Here is a 19,571-nt window from a genome sequence, read left to right on the forward strand (position 1 = left end):
TGGCGGTGGACCCAGGTGGAGCGCTCAACGCGGCGACAGCTGCACTTTCACACGGCCCTTGAAGCGCGCGACCTGGTCCTCGCCGGTGTAGTCCAGGGTGTCGGCGACGAGCCGGTCGCTGCCGCGCAGCAGCGTGACAGGCTGGTCGGAGACGATGCGATCGGGGTCGAGGTACACGTGCAGGAATTCGCCACGGAACTCCAGCCGGGGCTGGGGCTGGCCATTCAGGTCGTTGCCCGCCTCGCGCACGATCACCGCGTCACCCCGGAGCACGAACTCGGTGTTGTCGCCGTTGGTCGTCACCAGGCGCGCGGTGGCCAGCGTGGGCAGCCCTTGGTCGCCGATGTGGCGGATGCGCGCGTTGTCGATCTCGACCATGTCTGTGGCGGGGTAGTGGCGGGCCTCCAGGCCTTTGACCTCGGTCTTGAGCGTGCCTTTGGCATCGAACGCCTTGACGGAGAAGCGGCGCATGAAATAGTCGGGCTCGGCACTCACCGGCCGGTCGGGCTCGGCTGCCTCGGGCGCTGGCGTGGCGCGCAGCAGCCAATAGGAAGCGAGCGCGAGCAGCCCCATGAGAAGCACCGGCAAGTAGATTGAAAAGCTGTCCATGAGCTTGCGCTTGCGGCGCGGCGCGCGCGGCGCATCCATCGTCTGGTCGACGGTGTCGAAGAAGTCGAGCGGGTCGGACGTGCTCACCGCGCGGCCGCCTCCAGCTCGCGGGCATAGGCCCCGTGGGCCACCAGCAGCAGATCGCACAGCTCGCGCACGGCGCCCGCACCGGGCGGGCGCTCGGTGACGTGGTGGGCCACGGCGAGCACCTCGGCGTGCGCGGTGGGGGGCGCGGCTGCCAGCGCGGCGCGGCGCAGCAAGGGCAGGTCGGGCCAGTCGTCGCCCATGGCGGCGGCCGCGCTCCAGTCCAGGCCGAGTTCGGCCAGGATGGCCTCGGCCGCCGGGGCCTTGTCTTCGGTGCCCAGGCGCGCATGCACCACGCCCAGCGCGGACAGGCGCAGGCGCAAGGCGGCAGAGTCGCGCCCGCTCACCACCGCCGGGGTGATGCCCGCGCGCTTCAACATCTGCAGGCCCAGGCCGTCGAGTGTGTGAAAGCGCTTGAGGGTTTCGCCCGCTTCGCTGAAGTACAGGCTGCCGTCGGTCAGCACGCCGTCGACGTCGAAGAACACCACGCGCACCGGCTGGGCGCGCAGCAGCAGGGTGGGTGGGAAGCTCAGCACCGGGCGCAGGGGTTCCACGTTCAGATCACCTTCGCGCGCATGAGGTCGTTGCTGTTGAGCGCGCCCTGCAGGCGGCCGGCACCGTCCACCACCAGCACGCTGGTGATGCGGTTGGCCTCCATCAGGCCGGCGGCCTCCACGGCCAGCGCATCGGGACGCACGGTGCGCGGCTGGGCGTGCATCACATCGCGCGCCACCAAGGTGCGCAGGTCGGCACCGCTGCCGGTCTTCTCGATCAGGCGGCGCAGGTCGCCGTCGGTGAAGATGCCCACCACGCGCTCGTCACCGTCCACGACGGCGGTCATGCCCAGGCCCTTGGCGCTGATCTCGCGCATGAGTTCCATCAGACCGGCATCCGGACCGACGCGGGGCGCCTGGTCGCCGCTGCGCATGACGTCGCTCACGTGGGTCAGCAGCTTGCGCCCGAGCGCACCACCGGGGTGGGAGCGGGCAAAGTCATCGGCCTTGAAACCACGCGCATCCAGCAGGGCCACGGCCAACGCGTCGCCGAGCGCGAGCTGGGCGGTGGTGCTGGCGGTGGGCGCCAGATTGTGCGGACAGGCCTCCTTGTCGACCGAGGCATCGAGCACCACGTCGGCGTGTCGGCCCAGCGTGGAGTCGGGCCGGCCGGTGATGGCCAACAGCGGCACGCCCATGCGCTTGATGAGCGGGAGGATGGCCGTGAGCTCTTCGCTTTCGCCGCTGTTGCTGATGCCGAGCACCACGTCGGCGCTGGTGATCATGCCCAGGTCGCCATGGCTGGCCTCGGCCGGGTGCACGAACATGGCCGGCGTGCCGGTGGAGGCCAGGGTGGCGGCGATCTTGCGCCCGATGTGGCCGCTCTTGCCCATGCCCATGACCACCACGCGCCCGGGAATGCCCAGCACCAGCTCGATGGCCCGGGCAAAAGAGGCGTCCAGCCGGCGCGCCACGGCGGTCACCGCCTGCGCTTCGATGCTCAGGGTTTCCTGCGCCAGGGCCAGGGCCCGGGCAGGATCGAAGGAAGGGGGCAGGCTCATGGACGCAATTATCGCTGCCGGCCTGCCGCCGCGTGGTAGGCCAGCCATTACCATCGGTTCATGAATTCGCTCGACCTCGCCCTCCTCTACCTGCTGGCCGCCGTGCTGGCGGTGGTGGCGTGCCGAACCTTGCGCCTGCCACCGATGCTGGGCTACCTGGTGGTGGGCGTGGTGATCGGGCCGAACGCGCTGGCGCTGGCACAAAACTCGAGCGGCGTGCGCTACCTGGCCGAGTTCGGCGTGGTGTTCCTCATGTTCGTGATCGGACTGGAGTTCAGCCTGCCCAAGCTGCGCGCGATGAAGCGGCATGTGTTCGGCCTGGGCCTGTCGCAGGTGGTGCTGACGGTGCTGCTGACCACCGTGGGTTCGCTGTTGCTCGCGCTGCTGTTGCCCACCTGGTGGAACGTGCCCTGGCAGACCGCGCTGGCGTTGGGCGGCGTGATGGCCATGAGCAGCACCGCCATCGTGATCAAGATGGTGGCCGAGCGGCTGGAGCTCGAGTCGGAACACGGCAAGCGTGTGCTGGGCATTCTGCTGTTCCAGGATCTGGCCGTGGTGCCCCTGCTGGTGATCATTCCCGCCCTGGCTTCGGAGCCCGAGGAGCTGTTGCGCGCGCTGGGCTGGGCCACGCTCAAGGCCGTGCTCCTGCTCGGACTGCTGCTCACCGGCGGGCAGAAAGTGATGCGCTGGTGGCTCACGCAGGTCGCGCGCCGAAAGAGCGACGAGCTCTTCATGCTCAACCTGCTGCTCATCACCCTGGGCCTGGCCTGGTTGACCGAACACGCCGGGCTCTCGCTCGCGCTGGGCGCCTTCGTGGCCGGCATGCTGATCTCGGAGACCGAGTTCAAGCACCAGGTGGAGACCGACATCCGCCCCTTCCACGACGTGCTGCTGGGGCTGTTCTTCATCACCATCGGCATGATGCTGGACTGGCGACTGGTGCTGGAACGCTGGCCGCTCGTGCTGTTGCTGCTGTCGGTGTCCATGGCGTTCAAGCTCGCGCTCATCACGGGCGTCACGCGCGCCTTCGGGGCGCCCATGGGCACCGCCCTGCGCACCGGGCTGTACCTGGCGCAGGCGGGCGAGTTTGGCCTGGTGCTGCTCGCGCTGTCTGGCCAGAACAACCTGGTCCCTCCCCAGCTGTTCAACCCCATTCTGGCCAGCATGGTGATCTCCATGCTGGCCACCCCGTTCGCCATCCTCTACGCCAACAGCATCGTCACGCGCCTGGTCGGCAGCGACTGGCTGATGCAGTCGGTGCAGATGACCAGCATCGCGCGCAAGGCCATCAACGCCGACAAGCACGTGATCATCTGCGGGTATGGCCGCTGTGGCCAGAACCTGGCGCGCCTGCTGGAGGCCGAACACATCCCCTACATGGCGCTCGACCTCGACCCGGACCGCGTCCGCCAGGCCGCTGCCGCGGGTCACTCGGTGGTCTTCGGCGATGCCGCGCGCCTGCAGGCCCTGATGGCCGCAGGCCTGCACCGCGCCAGCGCCGTGGTGGTGACCTATCTGGACACGCCCAGCGCGCTCAAGGTGCTGCGCCACGCCCACGAGCAAGCCTCGCATGTGCCGGTGGTGGTCCGCACGGTGGACGACGCCGATCTGGAAAAACTGCGCGCCGCTGGCGCCACGGAAGTGGTGCCCGAGGCCATCGAAGCCAGCCTGATGCTGGCCAGCCACGCGCTGGCGCTGGTGGGCGTGCCGATGCGGCGGGTGATCCGCGTGGTGCAGGACCAGCGCGATGCGCGCTACAACCTGCTGCGTGGCTACTTTCATGGCGCCGACGACGACGGCGGTGACGAGATCGACCACGAACGCCTCAACACCGTGACCCTGCCCCCCGGTGGCCGCAACGTCGGCAAGACCCTGGGCAGCCTTGCGCTGCACGCGGTCGGCGTGCGCGTGGTGAGCCTGCGGCGCGCCAGCGGCAAACCCCTGCCTCCCAGCGATGAGATCGTCTTCGAAAGCGGCGACACCGTGGTGATCAGCGGAAAGGCACCCTCGTTGGCCCTGGCCGAAGAGAAGCTGCTCTCGGGCTGATCACGCCACTTCGTCGGCCGGCAGCCACCACACGCCGGAAGCCCTGGCGGGCGGCAGGCCCGGGAATCCAGAATGCGCCCAAGGCCGATTGCGGCCTCTCGTTGCAGCCCATGGCTTTGTTCAAGGGTCGCCATGGTCTGAGCCCCGGCCGCTGTGCCGGGGCTTTTTTTTGCTGCACCGCAGATAATGGCCGCTCCCTCACGGACCGAGCCCATGGACACCTCCGCCTTCCTGAAATCCCACATCCGCACGGTGCCCGACTGGCCGGCGCCAGGCGTGCAATTTCGCGACATCACGCCGCTGCTGCAAGACCCGAAGGTTTTCCGCGTGCTGATCGACACCTTCGTCCATCGTTACATGGACCCCGCGTTGCGCCCCACGGTGGTGGCCGGGCTCGACGCGCGGGGTTTCATCATCGGTTCGGTGCTGGCCTACGAACTCGGCGTGGGCTTTGTGCCCATCCGCAAAAAGGGCAAGCTGCCCTTTACCACGGTGGAGGAGACCTACGAGCTGGAGTACGGCAGCGCCACCGTGGAACTGCACACCGACGCGGTCAAGGCCGGCGACAAGGTGGTGTTGATCGACGACCTGATCGCCACGGGCGGCACCATGATGGCCGGGCGCCGGTTGCTGGAAAAACTGGGCGCCGAAGTGATGGAAGGCGCGGCCATCGTCGACCTGCCGGAACTGGGTGGCTCGCAGAAGCTGCGCGCCTGCGGCCTCAAGCTCTTCACCCTGCTCGACTTCGCCGGCCATTGAGCGGCCAGCCCGGCATCAGAGCTTGCCGTACTGGGTTTCGCTCAAGGCCCCGAAATCACTGTGTGACTCCGGCACCGGCAGTTGCACCCGTGCTTCGGCCGGTGAACGGTAGGGCGGCGTGGCCACGCTTTGCAGCGCGAGACGGAACGCCTCCACCTCGTCCGCGCCCACGACTTGCGCGGGTGCGCCGGACGGCGTGATGGCGGGCCGGGGAATCGCCGTCGGGCTGGGCTCCGTGGGGACGGCCTTGACCGGCTCGGGCACCAGGCCCGGCGTCATCGGCACCGCCTCACGGCGGGTCTGGGCCGCCACGGCGGCCTTGAGGGCCATGCCCACCTGATCGTGCGCCGCCTTGCGGCGCCAGTAGACGGAGCGCACATCCATCTCATGCCGGGTCTGGCCACTGTGCTGGATCCAGCGCTCGATCTCCAGCAAGTACTCGTCGGGCATGGCCTTGGCAGGCAACGCGAGGTCGACCAGCACCAGGAAGCTGTCGCCGTTCGCGTCGAGCGTGAGCACCTTGAATTCGTAACTCGTGGACAGCACACCCGCACGGATGAGCGACTCGCGCACCACCGCGAACAGCTGCTCGCGGCGCAGGATGCGGCGACCCCGGCGCGGCGAGATCAGTGGCAGCGTGGTCTGGCTGAACTTCTTGCGGGCCCGGGTGAATGGACCCTTGCCAGGTGCAACGGATTTTTTGGCCTGTAGCCAGCTCATCAAGGACATGGGCAAAGTGTGCGCCAGGGACGTGCGCGCAAAGGGTTGAAAAAGCAACACCGGAAGGCCTTGATCCGCTCGTGCCCGCGGCGCTCAGGTCACGGCGACCCGCTTGGGCCGGTTGTACATGCGGCGCGCCAAGACGGCCGACATCGCCACGCTGAGCTCCAGCGCGACATCGGGATGCCGTGAGGAAAGCTCGCGAAAGCGCAGGGGGGTCAGGCACCAGAGCCGGCAATCGCTGCCTGCGTGCACCGTGGCGCTGCGCGGCAGGTGGCTGAAGAACGCGCCTTCGCCCAGCAGCGAGCCCGAACCCACCACGGCGATGCGCACGCGCTCGCGAGAATCCTCGTAATGCACGGTCAGGGTGCCACTCTCCACGAAGTAGACCGTGCGGTCCTTAACCCCTTGTTCGATCAGCACCTGCCCCTGCTGCAGCGCCACCGGCTGCAGGTAGTTGGCCAGCTGAGGCCACTGGGCGTCCGTCAGATTCAGAGGCACGGCATCCAGCGCGCTGCTCAGCCGCATGGACTGGGCCAGGCCATGGATGTCAAAGCGCACGGAAGCGGGCAACTGGGCGTTCATGCGGTCAAGATAACCGCGCACGACCTGCACGCGCAAGCCTGTTCTTACCCGTGCTTACAGTTGCACTCTCAACGGTTTCACAGCGGCACCGAGCGGTGGCCGCGCGTCATTTGCCGATGCAAAAACGCGAAAAGATCTCGCCGAGCAGGTCGTCGGCGGTGAACTCGCCGGTGATCTCGCTCAAGGCCTGCTGTGCCAGGCGCAGTTCTTCGGCCAGCAGGTCCAGGTGTTCGGCGCGCGCCTGCAGCAAGGCGTGCGAGGCCTCGAGGTGCTCGCCCACCCGCCGCAGGGCTTGCAAGTGCCGCTCGCGCGCCATGAACAGGCCATCGCCCGCGTGCTGCCAGCCTGCGAGGGTCAGCAACCGTTGGCGCAAGGCCTCCAGGCCGGCACCGTGTTTGGCCGAGATCGCCAGTGTGTCGGCCTGAGCGGCCATCGCGGCGGGCACGCGGTCACCCGCCTGGTCCAGCTTGTTCCAGACGTGCAGCACCGGCACGCCAGTGGGCAGGGTGCTGGCCAGACTGGCCGCGATCGAGGCATCGGCCGCCTGGTAGTCCGCATCGTCGGCTCGGCTGAGGTCGTGCAGGAACAGCACCGCATCGGCGCGCTGGATGCGATCCCAGGCGCGCTCGATGCCGATCTTCTCGACCTCGTCCACATCGGGGCTGTCGCGCAGGCCGGCGGTGTCGATCATGTGCAAGGGCACGCCCTCGATCTGGATGGTCTGCTGCACCACATCGCGCGTGGTGCCGGCCACAGGCGTGACGATGGCCAGCTCGGCCCCGGCCAGGGCGTTGAGCAGCGAGCTCTTGCCCGCATTCGGCTGGCCCGCGATGACGATCTGCAGGCCGTCGCGCAGCAAGGCACCCTGACGGGCCTGGGCCTGCACCTCGGCCAGTGCATCACGCAGCCGTTGCAACTGGCCGGCGGCATCGGCCTTCTGGAGGAAGTCGATGTCTTCCTCAGGAAAGTCCAGCGTGGCCTCGACCAGCATGCGCAGATCGATCAGCGCGTCGCGCAGCGCGTGCACCCGGCCCGAGAACACGCCGGCCAGCGAACGCGAGGCACTGCGCGCGGCGGCCTCGGTGCTGGCATCGATCAAATCGGCCACCGCCTCGGCCTGCGCGAGGTCGAGCTTGTCGTTGAGGAAGGCGCGCTCGGTGAATTCGCCCGCACGCGCCAGCCTCATGGTGTGAGCCGTGTCGCGCGCCACGGCCAGGCAGCGCGCCAGCAGCAACTGCAGCACCACCGGCCCACCATGGCCTTGCAGTTCAAGCACGTCTTCGCCGGTGTAGGAGTGCGGGCCAGGGAACCACAGCGCCAGGCCATGGTCGATGGGCTGACCTGTGGCATCGGTCAACGGCAGGTAGGTCGCCTCACGCGGCTTCAGAGGCCGCCCCAGCAGGGCCTGCACGAAAGACGCCAGCCCCTGCCCCGACACCCGCACGATACCCACGGCTCCACGACCGGGCGCGGTAGCGATGGCAACGATGGGGTCACGCGAAGCAGCAAGCATGGTGGTGGAGCATAAAAGACAAAGGGCCCGCAACGCAGGCCCTTCACCGGGGAGAAGCACACCCTCCAGAGGCGTCCAGGGTCCGGCTTCGCCGGCCCAAGACGCCATCCCCCTTCAGGGGGAAGCCGCGTCAGCGGCGCAGGGGGTCATCCGATCACGGGATCACGCCTTGAAGTTCGGCATGCTGAACTTCAGCGGCACGCCCATGCTCTTGTTGATCACCGCCTGTTGCGCGATGGTCAGCACGTTGTTCGTGATCCAGTACAGCACCAGGCCGGACGGGAAGAAGAAGAACATGACCGAGAACATCAGCGGCATCAGCCACATCAGCTTGGCCTGCAGCGGGTCCGGGGGCAGCGGGTTGAGCGCGGTCTGGATCAGCGTGGTCACGGCCATGACCAGGGGCAGGATGAAGTACGGGTCGGGCGAGGACAGGTCGGTGATCCAGCCCACCCACGGCGCGTTGCGCATCTCCACGCTGGACAGCAGCACCCAGTAGAGCGCGATGAACACGGGAATCTGGATCAGGATGGGGAAGCAGCCGCCCAGCGGGTTGACCTTTTCCTCGCGGTAGATCTTCATCATCTCCTGCTGCATCTGCTGCGGATTGCCCTTGAGGCGCTCGCGCATTTCCATGATGCGGGGATTGATCTTCTTCATCTTGGCCATGCTGCGGTACGCGCTGGCGTTGAGCCAGTAGAACGCCGCCTTGATCAGCACCACCAGCAGCACGATGGACCAGCCCCAGTTCGCCACGTAGCCGTGGATCTTCTCCAGCAGCCAGTACAGGGGCTTGGCCAGGATGGTGAGCCAGCCGTAGTCCTTCACGAGTTCCAGGCCGGGGGCGATGGTTTCGAGCACTTTCTCTTCCTGGGGGCCCAGGAACAGGCGCGACTGCTGGCTCTGGCTCTGGCCCGGCTCGATGGCGGTCAGTGCGGTGATGCTGCCGACGGCGAACAGGTTGTTGTCGATCTTGCGCGCGAAGTTCTCGCGCGCCACGCCGTCACCCAGCAGCCAGGCCGAAGCAAAGTAATGCTGCACCATCGCCACGTAGCCATCGCTGGCGGACTTGACGAACTCGGCCTTGTTTTTCTCAATGTTGGCGAACTCGATCTTCTGGTACTTCTTCTCTGCGGTGTAGACCGCCGGCCCGGTGAAGGTCGAGTAGAAGGGGGTTTCGCTGCTGAGCTTGCTGCCGTCGCGCACCAGCTGCAGGTACAGCTGGGGCGTGACCGCCTGGCTGCCCACGTTCTGCACCTCGTGCTGCACACCGATGTCGTAGCGGCCACGCGTGAAGGTGTAGGTCTTGACCAGCTTCACGCCGCCGACTTCGGCCGACTCAAATCGCACCTGCAGCTCGTTCTGGCCATCGGCCAGGCTGGTGGGATTGCCCACCAGCGTCATGGGCGTCTTGTGGGTCGGGAAGTTGCCGCCGATCAGGCCTGTCTGGGCCACGTAGATGTGCTCGCCGCCCTGGGCCAGCAGGGTGAACGGACGCTCGGTCTTGTCCTTGCTCTGCCCGGTGGCTTCGGCGTGCTTGAGCAGCTCCGCGCCGATCAGCGAACCGCCTTCGCTGTTGAACACCAGCTTGAACAGGTCAGTGGTGACTTCGTGGCGCTGGGCCACGGCACCAGGCGCTGCAGCGGGGGTTTCACCGCCGGGCGTTGCACCGGTCTGCGCCGCGGTCGGCACGCCGGCGCTTTGGCTGCCACCGGCCGGCTGGCTGGTGGACGCGGCGGGCGCGGTCACGGCCGGCGCGGATCCGGGAAAGAAGGTGGGCTTGTGGCCATTGTGAATCTGCCACTTGTCCCAGATGAGGACCATCGACAGACCAAAAACCACCCACAGGATGGACCGACGGATGTCATTCATGACGGGTTCTTCTTTTCGCAGGAAGGTGAAATCAGACTGGAGAACAGCGTGGGCATCGCGGCCGGCACCGGGTCATGGCCACCGTCGCACCACGGGTGGCAGCGGACCAGGCGCCGCAGCGTGAGGCAGGTGCCGCCCAGGGCGCCATGGCGCTCCAGCGCACCGATGGCGTAGAGCGAGCAGGAGGGTTCGAAGCGGCAGCCGCTGCCGAGCCACGGACTGAGCAGCAACCGGTACCCCTTGACGAGGCCCAGCAGTCCCTGGCGTGGCCAGTCAGACAGCATGCCGGACCTCCGCCGTCGGCGCCACCCGGGGTGCGGAACGCGGCGGCGCGAGCAGCTGTTCGAGCTCGGCGCGCACCGCGCGCTTGAGCGCGTCGGACGTGGCACTGACGTACTGCTGGCGACTGAACTCGCTGCGCAGGCGCACCACGAGCGCCGCCTGGGGCAGGCTCGCGGCCCGGTGGCGGGCGACTTCGTAGATCTGGCGTCGGATCGCGTTGCGCGTGACGGCACGCTTGGCCCAACGTTTGGGCAACAGGACACCCACCCAGGCATCGGCCACGGGAAACAAGGCCCTGCCCTCGTGCGCGCTGGAGAGCGCGGCTCGGTGCAGGGCAAAGTGGGGGGTTTTGGCCACGGGGGCACCCGCCATGACGGCCTGGAACTGTTGCCGGGACCGCAGCCGCTGGGTCACCGCTGAACCGTCCGGGTCACGCGGCGAGGGAGCCGGGCGAGTCGGCGCCGGCAGAACACGCGCAGCCTCAGACGGCCAGGCGCTTGCGGCCCTTGGCGCGGCGGGCGTTGATCACGGCACGGCCCCCGCGGGTTTTCATGCGGACGAGGAAGCCGTGGGTGCGGGCGCGGCGGATCTTGGAGGGCTGGTAAGTGCGTTTCATGGTGCTCTATAGAAATCGGGGAAACCCGCAATTATCGCAAATAAACCCGATGCCCGGCAAGCACTTGGCGCGGAAAGCCGCCGCATCGCTTCAAGCCCCCAGACCCGGCGGCCCGTTGCCCACCGACTGCCAACGGTGCTTTCCCTGCCTTGTGGATAAGTTGCGGCGAGCACTACAATCCCAGGATTGCCCCGAGACATTTGTCCACAACCACAACTCTTCACCGCTCCCAGCATGATCGAGGGCATTCCCCCTGACACGTCCCTGGCCACCCCCCGGCCCGACACCCTCTCGCTCTGGTCCACCTGCCTGGACCGGCTTGCGCAAGAAATCCCTGAGCAACAGTTCAACACCTGGATCCGGCCACTGACCGCCACGGTCGCGGCCGACGGCTCCAAGGTGGTCGTGGCCGTGGCCAACCGGTTCAAGATGGACTGGATTCGGGCCCAGTACGCCTCCCGCATCTCGGCGCTGCTGGAGACCCTCCAAGGGGCGCCAGTCACGCTGGAGTTGGTGCTTGCTCCGCGCGAAGCCCCCAGCCGCACGTCTCCTGCGCCGCGCACGGTGCAAGACCAGGTGCTTTCCGAGCTGCCCGATCTGGCGCCGGCCGAGGTCGTGGCGCCCAGCGGACCCAAGACCCGGCTGAACCCGGCGCTGACCTTCTCCACCCTGGTCGAGGGCTCGGCCAACCGGATGGCGCGCGCCGCAGCCATGCATGTCGCCGGCAGCCTGGGCCAGCTGTACAACCCGCTCTTCATCTACGGCGGCGTCGGTCTGGGCAAGACCCACTTGGTGCACGCCATAGGCAACCACCTGCTCGCAGACCGTCCACAGGCCAAAGTTCTATACATCCACGCCGAGCAGTTCGTCTCCGATGTGGTCAAGTCCTATCAGCGCAAGACTTTCGATGAGTTCAAGGAGCGCTATCACTCGCTTGACCTGCTGCTGATCGACGACGTCCAGTTCTTCGCCAACAAGGAGCGCACGCAGGAGGAGTTCTTCAACGCCTTCGAGGCGCTGCTGGCCAAGAAGAGCCACATCGTGCTGACCAGCGACACCTACCCCAAGGGCCTGGCCGACATCCACGAGCGGCTGGTCTCGCGCTTCGACTCGGGTCTCACGGTCGCCATCGAGCCTCCCGAGCTGGAAATGCGCGTGGCGATCCTGATCAACAAGGCGGCGGTGGAAAACGCCGTCATGCCCGAGGAAGTGGCCTTCTTCGTGGCCAAGAACGTGCGGTCCAACGTGCGCGAGCTCGAAGGCGCGCTGCGCAAGATCCTGGCCTATTCGCGCTTCAACCAGAAGGAAATCTCCATCCAGCTCGCGCGCGATGCGCTCAAGGACCTGCTGTCGATCCAGAACCGGCAGATTAGCGTGGAGAACATCCAGAAGACGGTGGCCGATTTCTACAAGATCAAGGTGGCCGACATGTACAGCAAGAAGCGCCCGGCCAGCATTGCGCGGCCGCGCCAGATCGCCATGTTCATCGCCAAGGAACTCACCCAGAAGAGCCTGCCCGAGATCGGGGAGCTGTTTGGCGGTCGTGATCACACGACCGTGCTCCACGCGGTGCGCAAAATCGCGGCCGAACGCCAGCAGAACACCGAACTGAACCAGCAGCTGCACGTGCTGGAGCAGACGCTCAAGGGATGAGCGGGATGACCCGGGGGCCGTTTTGCCGGGGCCGATCACAAAAAGGCGAAAATAGCGGGGATTTGGCCGAAACGACGAAGAAGGCCAACCGGGAGGCAGGAGCCGGCCGACAAGCAACCAGAGAAGAAAGAGTCTGACATGATCGTTTTGAAATCGACCCAGGACAAGGTTTTGGCCGCGCTGCAATCGGTCGCGGGCATCGTGGAGCGCCGCCACACCCTGCCGATCCTGGCCAACGTCCTGCTTCGCAAGACCGGCTCGCAGGTGCAATTGACCACCAGCGACCTGGAAATCCAGATCCGCACCACCGCCGAACTCGATGGCGACAGCGGCAACTTCGCCACCACGCTGGGCGCGCGCAAGCTGATCGACATCCTGCGCACCATGCCGGGCGACCAGACCGTGAGCCTGGAGTCGAATGCCGGCAAGCTGATCCTCAAGGGTGGCAAGAGCCGCTTCACGCTGCAGAGCATGCCTGCCGAGGACTTCCCCCTGGTGCAGGAGTCGGCCAGCTTCGGCCCCGTGTTCTCCGTGCCCCAGAAGACGCTCAAGAGCCTGCTGAGCCAGGTCTCGTTCGCGATGGCGGTGCACGACATCCGCTACTACCTCAACGGCATCCTGTTCGTGGCCGAGGGCAAGCAGCTCAGCCTGGTCGCCACCGACGGCCATCGCCTGGCCTTCGCCTCCAGCACGCTGGACGTGGAAGTGCCCAAGCAGGAAGTCATCCTGCCGCGCAAGACCGTGCTGGAACTCCAGCGCCTGCTGTCCGACAAGGAAGGCGCGATCGAGATGCAGTTCGCGGCCAACCAGGCCAAGTTCAGCTTTGACGGCATGGAATTCGTCACCAAACTGGTCGAAGGCAAGTTCCCCGACTACAACCGCGTGATCCCGAAGAACCACAAGAACATCGTCACCCTGGGCCGCGCGCCCCTGCTGGCCAGCCTGCAGCGCACCGCCATCATGACCAGCGAGAAGTTCAAGGGCGTGCGCCTGAATGTCGAGCCCGGCGTGCTGCGCGTGGCATCGAGCAACGCCGAGCAGGAAGAGGCCGTGGACGAACTCGACATCGACTACGGTGGCGACACGATCGAGATCGGCTTCAACGTGACCTACCTGATCGACGCGCTGCAGAACATGTCGCAGGAGATGGTCCGCATCGAACTGTCCGACGGCAACAGCTCCGCGCTGGTCACCAACCCCGACGACAACGCCTTCAAATACGTTGTCATGCCGATGCGCATCTGAGGTCCAACCCCCTGGTTGCTCCCGCATTCCAAACCCGCGAACACCGCGGGTTTGGCGTTTACTGAGATCGAGAAATTCCACCATGTCCGACGCCAACAAGCCCGCCGAATCCGTCAACACCGGTGAGGCGCAAGCCGAAAGCTCCAATTTCCAGCCCACCATCGACGCCCACCAGGCCGGCGCCAGCGAGGGCTATGGCGAAGGCTCGATCCAGATCCTGGAAGGCCTGGAGGCCGTGCGCAAGCGCCCAGGCATGTACATCGGCGACACCTCCGACGGCACCGGCCTGCACCACCTGGTGTTCGAAGTGGTGGACAACTCCATCGACGAGGCCCTGGCCGGCCACTGCGATGACATCGTGGTGACCATTCACACCGACAACTCCATCAGCGTGGTGGACAACGGCCGCGGCATCCCCACCGGCGTGAAGATGGACGACAAGCACGAGCCCAAGCGCTCGGCGTCTGAAATTGCGCTGACCGAACTCCACGCGGGCGGCAAGTTCAACCAGAACAGCTACAAGGTCTCGGGCGGCCTGCACGGCGTGGGCGTGAGCTGCGTGAACGCACTCTCGCAGTGGCTGCGCCTGACCGTGCGCCGCGAAGGCCATGTGCACCAGCTCGAATTCGCGCGCGGCTTCGTGCAGAACCGCGTGATCGAGACCACGCCCACTGGCGTGGAGATCTCGCCCATGCGCATCACTGGCGCCACCGAGAAGCGCGGCACCGAGGTGCACTTCCTCCCCGACTACGAGATCTTCCGGGAGAACGCCGATTTCCACTACGAGATCCTTTCCAAGCGCCTGCGCGAGCTTTCCTTCCTCAACAACGGCGTGCGCATCCGCCTGAAGGACGAGCGAAGCGGCAAGGAAGACGACTTCTCTGGCGCTGGTGGCGTCAAGGGCTTTGTGGACTTCATCAACAAGGGCAAGACCGTCCTGCACCCCAACGTGTTCCACGCCATGGGCGACCGCCAGAGCGACCAAGGCACCAACATCGGCGTGGAAGTCGCCATGCAATGGAACAGCGGCTACAACGAGCAGGTGCTGTGCTTCACCAACAACATCCCGCAGCGCGACGGCGGCACCCACCTCACCGGCCTGCGCGCGGCCATGACGCGGGTCATCAACAAGTACATCGAAGAGAACGAGCTGGCCAAGAAGGCGAAGGTGGAGGTCACCGGCGACGACATGCGCGAAGGCCTGTGCTGCGTGCTGTCGGTCAAGGTGCCCGAGCCCAAGTTCTCCAGCCAGACCAAAGACAAGCTGGTCTCCAGCGAAGTGCGAGGCCCGGTGGAAGACATCGTGAGCCGCCTGCTGGCCGACTACCTGCAGGAGCGCCCGAACGACGCCAAGATCATCTGCGGCAAGATCGTCGAAGCCGCGCGCGCCCGTGAAGCCGCTCGCAAGGCGCGCGAGATGACCCGCCGCAAGGGTGTGCTCGACGGCATGGGCCTGCCCGGCAAGCTCGCCGACTGCCAGGAAAAAGACCCGGCGCTGTGCGAGATCTACATCGTGGAGGGCGACTCCGCCGGAGGCTCCGCCAAGCAGGGCCGCGACCGCAAGTTCCAGGCGATCCTGCCGCTGCGCGGCAAGATCCTGAACGTGGAGAAAGCGCGTTACGAGAAGCTGCTGACGAGCAATGAAATTCTCACGCTGATCACCGCGCTGGGCACTGGCATCGGCAAGGCCACCGGCGCGGGCGGCACGGCGGGCGTGGACGACTTCAACGTCGCCAAGCTGCGCTACCACCGCATCATCATCATGACCGACGCCGACGTCGACGGCGCACACATCCGCACCCTGCTGCTGACCTTCTTCTACCGCCAGATGCCCGAGCTCGTCGAGCGCGGTCACATCTACATCGCGCAGCCGCCGCTGTACAAGGTCAAGGCCGGCAAGGAAGAGCTGTACCTCAAGGACGCTTCCGCACTCGACGGCTTCCTGCTGCGCATCGCGCTGAAGGACGCCAGCGTGTTCACCGGCGGCGCCACGCAAAGCACGCTCAGCGGCGACACCCTGGGTGAACTGGCGCGCAAGCACCAGATCGCCGAGAGCGTGATCGCGCGCCTGTCCAACTTCATGGACGCCGAAGCCCTGCGCGCGATCGCCGATGGCGTGGCGCTCAACCTCGACAGCGTGGAGCAGGCCGAGGTCAGCGCGGTTGCGCTGCAGGCCAAGCTGCGCGAGCTGGCCACGACCGGCGTGCCGGCCGAAGTGGCGGCCGAGTTCGACGTGCGCAGCGACAAGCCCATCCTGCGCATCAGCCGCCGCCACCATGGCAACATCAAGAGCAGCGTGCTCACGCAGGACTTCGTGCATGGTGCCGACTACGCTGCGCTGGCCATCGCAGCCGACACCTTCCGCGGCTTGCTGGGCGAGGGCGCCAAAGTGATGCGCGGTGAAGGCGACAAGCAGAAGGAAGAAAAGGTCGGCGACTTCCGCCAGGCCATGCGCTGGCTCATCAGTGAGGCCGAGCGCACCACCAGCCGCCAGCGCTACAAAGGCCTGGGGGAAATGAACCCAGAGCAGCTCTGGGAAACCACCATGGACCCCAACGTGCGCCGCCTGCTGCGCGTGCAGATCGACGATGCGATCGAAGCCGATCGCGTGTTCACCATGCTGATGGGCGACGAGGTGGAACCGCGCCGCGACTTCATCGAAACCAACGCGCTGCGCGCGGGCAACATCGACGTGTGAGGGCGGCCGCAGGCCACCCAAGCCACTGCAAGTCCCGCCATGGTTCTGCCACTGGCGGACGCAAGTGGCTTGCCAATTTCCCAAGTCGTTCCTGGCGAAGCCGAGCTTTCGGCGCGCGGGCGCCACGCCGCCCATGGCGTTGCGCCCCTTCGCGACTCATTCTCACGCGATCAGGTGCACAGCATCTCGCGGCAGGCCAACGACCGCGTCGATTGCCCTACCAGCGCACCCGCAAGCCCACCGTACCGTTGAGTCCGCCACTGTGCTGCGCATTCCCGCTCGCGGCTCGCATGGTGCCGATCTCGCCGTAGACGCTGGTGGCGGCTGACAAGGCGAGCGTGGCGCCCGCGGCGAGTTCGGCGCTCGCTCCACCCGTGCCAGTGGCCACATCCGTGGCACCGGCAGGGCCGGTGAAGCGGGTCATGTCCCAGCCTCTGCTGCTGTGGTAAATGTTCAAGCGGGCGTAGGGTTGCAGCATGCCAGCGCTGGTGGACCGCTCGCCTTTCACGCGCAGGCCGGCGCGCAGCGTCCAGCGACTGCCGGTGTTCTGCTCCACGTCGGCACCCGCCATACCCACGCCGTCGAGGTCGACGCGTTGGTGGATGACCTGCAATTGCGGCTCCAGCATCCAGCCCGAGGCAAGCTGGAAACCCCGTCCCACCTCCACGGACGCGAGCAGGCTGTCGCCCTTGCCGTGGCTGGCCGACGCCGTGAGGGGCGACACGCCGTAGCGATGGCGCCCACCTTGTAGCACGGTGTCCACGTAGAAGTTGTCGGGGTGGCGGTAGGTGAGAGCGCCGGCCGCGAAAAGTCTCGCCGCGCGGGCCGGTTCGTTCTGATGGTCGCATCCCAGGCATGCGCTTCGTTGTCATGACGATTCAGGCCTCCAGTGGTTCGAGACAGGGAACCGGTGCCGGTCGTGTTCCGTGTCGGGCAATGGCGTGGCGGGCAAGTCTTGCCCACTGCCCTATCGGCACGCGCACGCGAAGCTGAAGAAGAAAGTGGCTCGGCCCAGATACGCGGTCGCCCTGCCCGCGGGCGCGCGATCAAATGCCGTGGGCAAAGTGGCGAACGGACCCCGCAAACCTTGCTGGAATGAAGTGGCCGCACCGGCTTCGAACCCGTTGCGCCCCGTGGCCCGCGCTTGAGGCACACGCGCGATCAGGCAACCACGTCATGGCAGCTGCCTCTGCATGGCGCGCTGCCAACTTGCAGGTCGACCGACGTGGTCCGAAAGCGCGGTCACGAAGGCCTTCAAACGGGCGCTGGGACGTCGCAACGCCCGCACGAGATGGATGCCCGTCATCTCGGCGGGGGGCATTCCCTCCGGATGCAGAGCCACCAGTTCTCCACGGCCAATATCGTGCCCCACCACCCAGTCCGGCAGGCGCACGATCCCCGCGCCCGCCAGCGCAGCCTGCCGCTGCGCTTCGAAGTCATCGGACTCAAACACACAGTGGCCATATTGCAGCAAGTCGTCCCCCAGGACTTCGCGCCATCCCAGGGGACTTTGGCTGCGGCGCTTGTCGATCAATCGGTGGTTTTCCAGCTCATCCAGCGAGTGGAGAGCACCGTGGCGCGCCAGGTAATCCGGGGCCGCACACACCACGTAGGTCTGCTCGGCCAGCTTGGTGCTGATGAGCGTGCTGTCTGGAAGGTGGCCAAAGCGGATGGCCAGATCCAGCCGCTCCGTGGTCGGATCGGCGATCCGCTCCGTCAAGTCCAGCTCCACGCTGAGGCCCGGATGGGTATGGAACATCTGCGCGAGACAGGGAACCACGTATCGGCGCCCGAATGTGGGCAGGCAACTGACCCGCAGCACGCCCTCCACCGCCGCCTCGAACGAAACCACCTCGCTGCGTGCGTCGGCGAGATCGCTCAAGATCTTGACGGCGCGGCTGAACAGGAGCTTGCCGGCATCGGTCGGGCGCAACGCACGCGTCGAGCGTGTGAACAGCGACGCCTTCAACTCTTCCTCCAGCGCATCGATCTGCCGCGCCACCGAGGACACAGCCACGCCTCTGCGCCGCGCGACCGCAGAGAACGACCCCGCACGCACCGTATCGACGAAAACCTCCAGGTTCTCCATGGTGCGGGCCTGACTCATCTTTGCACCTCCTGCAAAGACGTTTCGCGAACGCTGGGATTGTTCTCTATGAATGACATCCCTACGATTCTCTTGACTTCAACAGATTTGAGCAAGCAGAGCAAAGGAGATCACATGGCGACGCCATACGACGAGTTGTTTCTTTTCATCGACGGAGAGTGGATCGACCGCAGAGACCGCGAAACCTCCGCGGTGCTCAACCCGGCAACAGGCGGTGTGATCGGCCACGTGCCGCACGCGCGTCAGGCCGACCTGGAGCGCGGGTTGCAGGCAGCCGATCGCGCTGGGGCAAGATCAGCTCATGAAGCCGCTGGCCGACTACCTGCGTCGCTACCCGGAGGTTTCGGTCGAGTGGCGCCTCAACGACCGCCTGCCCGACTTCGCCGCCGAAGACGTGGACTGCGCGATTCGCGTCGGTACGGTGAACGACCCCTCCGTGGTCGCCCTGCTGATCGCCGAGGTGCCGCGGATCGTGGTGGCCGCGCCCGGCCTCGTCACGGCCCGGCGACCGCTGGACCCCGATGAGCTGGTGTCATTGCCCTGGCTGGCGCTGAGCACCTTCTACCAGCGCGAGGTGCGCCTGCGCCACGAAGCCGATGGCCAGGAGAAGGCCTTCGCCATCGCGCCTCGACTGGCCACCGACAGCCTCTACGCCCTGCGCCGCGCGGCCCTGGATGGCCTGGGCGCGGCGATCGTGTCGGCGTGGCTCGTCACGGACGACCTCTCGAATGGCCGCCTCGTTCATCTGGCCCCGGCATGGCGCGCCGCCCCTCTGCCCATGTACCTGATCTACCCGGCATCGCGGCTGCAGCCGCGCCGGCTTCGCACATTCATCGACATCGTGCGCGAGTCGATGCCGCGAGACGAGACCGGGCCTCAACGTTTGTAGCGCTTTGCAGTCGGCGGAAGGCCGAGTACCCGCACTGCTCTAGCCAAGCAAGTTTTTCTCGCGCCGGAGAAAGTCCAGGTGTTTTGGTTTTCAAGGGAGACTGCCGGATGAAAATAACTGGACCGGCGTTGACTTCACCGGACCCAGTGTCCCGTCATTTCCACTTCCTCTCCGTTGCAGCGCCACCCATTGCACCGAACTCGACGCCCTGAAACCGAACGCTCGATACCCGAGCCCCGGGGTCTGATCAGTCTCAGGCCAGATCTGCCTAACTTGTACCGGATTGGAAAACTTTCACAAGCTGGGCGAGCTGGCTGGCCTCATCCCTCAAACTGCCA

At 66.4% G+C, this 19,571-nt stretch carries 17 protein-coding genes and 1 pseudogene; 6 read left to right on the plus strand and 12 right to left on the minus strand.

Going from position 1 to position 19,571, the window contains the following annotated elements:
• Positions 1–24: 24 nt before the first annotated feature.
• Genes lptC through KIT86_RS19855 form a run of 3 tightly spaced genes read right to left on the minus strand, consistent with a single transcriptional unit; the run spans position 25 to position 2,248 of the window.
• Positions 25–696, minus strand: a complete 672-nt coding sequence (lptC, locus tag KIT86_RS19845) for an LPS export ABC transporter periplasmic protein LptC (protein ID WP_297401566.1) — start codon at positions 694–696, stop codon at positions 25–27.
• Positions 693–1,247: an HAD family hydrolase gene (locus tag KIT86_RS19850; RefSeq protein WP_297401568.1), complete on the minus strand. Its 555-nt coding sequence runs from the start codon at positions 1,245–1,247 to the stop codon at positions 693–695. The genes lptC and KIT86_RS19850 overlap by 4 nt, the downstream gene beginning before the upstream one ends.
• Before the next feature lie 2 nt (positions 1,248–1,249).
• A complete protein-coding gene (locus tag KIT86_RS19855) occupies positions 1,250–2,248 on the minus strand; it encodes a KpsF/GutQ family sugar-phosphate isomerase (RefSeq protein ID WP_297401571.1) in 999 nt (332 codons plus the stop codon).
• Positions 2,249–2,308: 60 nt separating this feature from the next.
• Here KIT86_RS19855 and KIT86_RS19860 point away from each other — a divergent pair, with 60 nt between their 5' ends.
• Together KIT86_RS19860 and KIT86_RS19865 are read left to right on the plus strand one after the other, a co-directional pair.
• Complete coding sequence (locus tag KIT86_RS19860; RefSeq protein WP_297401573.1) at positions 2,309–4,294, plus strand: monovalent cation:proton antiporter family protein; 1,986 nt, start codon at positions 2,309–2,311, stop codon at positions 4,292–4,294.
• 213 nt (positions 4,295–4,507) lie between these two features.
• A complete protein-coding gene (locus KIT86_RS19865; protein WP_297401575.1) occupies positions 4,508–5,053 on the plus strand; it encodes an adenine phosphoribosyltransferase in 546 nt (181 codons plus the stop codon).
• Between the two features lie 15 nt (positions 5,054–5,068).
• Here KIT86_RS19865 and KIT86_RS19870 read toward each other — a convergent pair whose 3' ends face one another.
• The 7 genes from KIT86_RS19870 to rpmH all read right to left on the minus strand — a co-directional run bounded on the left by KIT86_RS19870 (position 5,069) and on the right by rpmH (position 10,641).
• A complete protein-coding gene (locus tag KIT86_RS19870) occupies positions 5,069–5,782 on the minus strand; it encodes a hypothetical protein (protein WP_297401577.1) in 714 nt (237 codons plus the stop codon).
• Between the two features lie 84 nt (positions 5,783–5,866).
• Complete coding sequence (locus tag KIT86_RS19875) at positions 5,867–6,358, minus strand: Crp/Fnr family transcriptional regulator (RefSeq protein ID WP_297401579.1); 492 nt, start codon at positions 6,356–6,358, stop codon at positions 5,867–5,869.
• Between the two features lie 106 nt (positions 6,359–6,464).
• Positions 6,465–7,871 (minus strand): tRNA uridine-5-carboxymethylaminomethyl(34) synthesis GTPase MnmE, encoded by a 1,407-nt coding sequence (mnmE, locus tag KIT86_RS19880; RefSeq protein WP_297401581.1) that lies wholly within the window; start codon positions 7,869–7,871, stop codon positions 6,465–6,467.
• 162 nt (positions 7,872–8,033) lie between these two features.
• Positions 8,034–9,743 (minus strand): membrane protein insertase YidC, encoded by a 1,710-nt coding sequence (yidC, locus tag KIT86_RS19885; RefSeq protein ID WP_297401583.1) that lies wholly within the window; start codon positions 9,741–9,743, stop codon positions 8,034–8,036.
• The gene (gene yidD, locus KIT86_RS19890) at positions 9,740–10,027 is read right to left on the minus strand and encodes a membrane protein insertion efficiency factor YidD (protein ID WP_297401585.1); all 288 of its coding nucleotides are present in this window, start codon (positions 10,025–10,027) and stop codon (positions 9,740–9,742) included. Before yidD ends, yidC begins: the two co-directional genes overlap by 4 nt.
• Positions 10,017–10,439: a ribonuclease P protein component gene (rnpA, locus tag KIT86_RS19895; RefSeq protein WP_297401587.1), complete on the minus strand. Its 423-nt coding sequence runs from the start codon at positions 10,437–10,439 to the stop codon at positions 10,017–10,019. The genes yidD and rnpA overlap by 11 nt, the downstream gene beginning before the upstream one ends.
• A 67-nt stretch (positions 10,440–10,506) precedes the next feature.
• The gene (gene rpmH / locus KIT86_RS19900; protein WP_006299042.1) at positions 10,507–10,641 is read right to left on the minus strand and encodes a 50S ribosomal protein L34; all 135 of its coding nucleotides are present in this window, start codon (positions 10,639–10,641) and stop codon (positions 10,507–10,509) included.
• 234 nt (positions 10,642–10,875) lie between these two features.
• Between rpmH and dnaA the strand changes: the two genes are divergently transcribed.
• The 3 genes from dnaA to gyrB all read left to right on the plus strand — a co-directional run bounded on the left by dnaA (position 10,876) and on the right by gyrB (position 16,237).
• Positions 10,876–12,294 (plus strand): chromosomal replication initiator protein DnaA, encoded by a 1,419-nt coding sequence (dnaA, locus tag KIT86_RS19905; RefSeq protein WP_297401590.1) that lies wholly within the window; start codon positions 10,876–10,878, stop codon positions 12,292–12,294.
• Positions 12,295–12,432: 138 nt separating this feature from the next.
• A complete protein-coding gene (dnaN, locus tag KIT86_RS19910; RefSeq protein WP_297401592.1) occupies positions 12,433–13,539 on the plus strand; it encodes a DNA polymerase III subunit beta in 1,107 nt (368 codons plus the stop codon).
• Between the two features lie 82 nt (positions 13,540–13,621).
• Positions 13,622–16,237, plus strand: coding sequence for a DNA topoisomerase (ATP-hydrolyzing) subunit B (gene gyrB / locus KIT86_RS19915; protein ID WP_297401594.1), 2,616 nt, complete (start codon positions 13,622–13,624; stop codon positions 16,235–16,237).
• Between the two features lie 217 nt (positions 16,238–16,454).
• Here the strand turns inward: gyrB and KIT86_RS19920 are convergent, their stop codons facing one another.
• Both KIT86_RS19920 and KIT86_RS19925 read right to left on the minus strand, forming a co-directional pair.
• On the minus strand, positions 16,455–17,090 hold the full coding sequence (locus KIT86_RS19920; RefSeq protein WP_297401597.1) for an autotransporter outer membrane beta-barrel domain-containing protein: 636 nt from the start codon (positions 17,088–17,090) through the stop codon (positions 16,455–16,457).
• A 321-nt stretch (positions 17,091–17,411) separates the two neighbouring features.
• Positions 17,412–18,344 (minus strand): LysR family transcriptional regulator, encoded by a 933-nt coding sequence (locus KIT86_RS19925; protein ID WP_297401595.1) that lies wholly within the window; start codon positions 18,342–18,344, stop codon positions 17,412–17,414.
• Between the two features lie 274 nt (positions 18,345–18,618).
• On the opposite strand from KIT86_RS19925, the pseudogene KIT86_RS19930 reads away from it, so the two are divergent.
• A pseudogene (locus KIT86_RS19930) lies at positions 18,619–19,233 on the plus strand (substrate binding domain-containing protein); the annotation flags it as partial.
• Between the last annotated feature and the right edge of the window lie 338 nt (positions 19,234–19,571).

Origin of the sequence: Hydrogenophaga sp. (assembly GCF_026125825.1) — a bacterium.
Taxonomy (GTDB): Bacteria; Pseudomonadota; Gammaproteobacteria; order Burkholderiales; family Burkholderiaceae_C; genus Hydrogenophaga.

Coding starts and splice junctions, on each gene's coding strand:
- KIT86_RS19875 (WP_297401579.1), bottom strand. CDS start 6,358: ATGAACGCCCAGTTGCCCGCTTCCGTGCGCTTTGACATCCATGGCCTG.
- yidD (WP_297401585.1), bottom strand. CDS start 10,027: ATGCTGTCTGACTGGCCACGCCAGGGACTGCTGGGCCTCGTCAAGGGG.
- dnaA (WP_297401590.1), top strand. CDS start 10,876: ATGATCGAGGGCATTCCCCCTGACACGTCCCTGGCCACCCCCCGGCCC.
- KIT86_RS19860 (WP_297401573.1), top strand. CDS start 2,309: ATGAATTCGCTCGACCTCGCCCTCCTCTACCTGCTGGCCGCCGTGCTG.
- dnaN (WP_297401592.1), top strand. CDS start 12,433: ATGATCGTTTTGAAATCGACCCAGGACAAGGTTTTGGCCGCGCTGCAA.
- KIT86_RS19865 (WP_297401575.1), top strand. CDS start 4,508: ATGGACACCTCCGCCTTCCTGAAATCCCACATCCGCACGGTGCCCGAC.
- rpmH (WP_006299042.1), bottom strand. CDS start 10,641: ATGAAACGCACTTACCAGCCCTCCAAGATCCGCCGCGCCCGCACCCAC.
- KIT86_RS19870 (WP_297401577.1), bottom strand. CDS start 5,782: ATGTCCTTGATGAGCTGGCTACAGGCCAAAAAATCCGTTGCACCTGGC.
- KIT86_RS19925 (WP_297401595.1), bottom strand. CDS start 18,344: ATGAGTCAGGCCCGCACCATGGAGAACCTGGAGGTTTTCGTCGATACG.
- KIT86_RS19855 (WP_297401571.1), bottom strand. CDS start 2,248: ATGAGCCTGCCCCCTTCCTTCGATCCTGCCCGGGCCCTGGCCCTGGCG.
- mnmE (WP_297401581.1), bottom strand. CDS start 7,871: ATGCTTGCTGCTTCGCGTGACCCCATCGTTGCCATCGCTACCGCGCCC.
- yidC (WP_297401583.1), bottom strand. CDS start 9,743: ATGAATGACATCCGTCGGTCCATCCTGTGGGTGGTTTTTGGTCTGTCG.
- gyrB (WP_297401594.1), top strand. CDS start 13,622: ATGTCCGACGCCAACAAGCCCGCCGAATCCGTCAACACCGGTGAGGCG.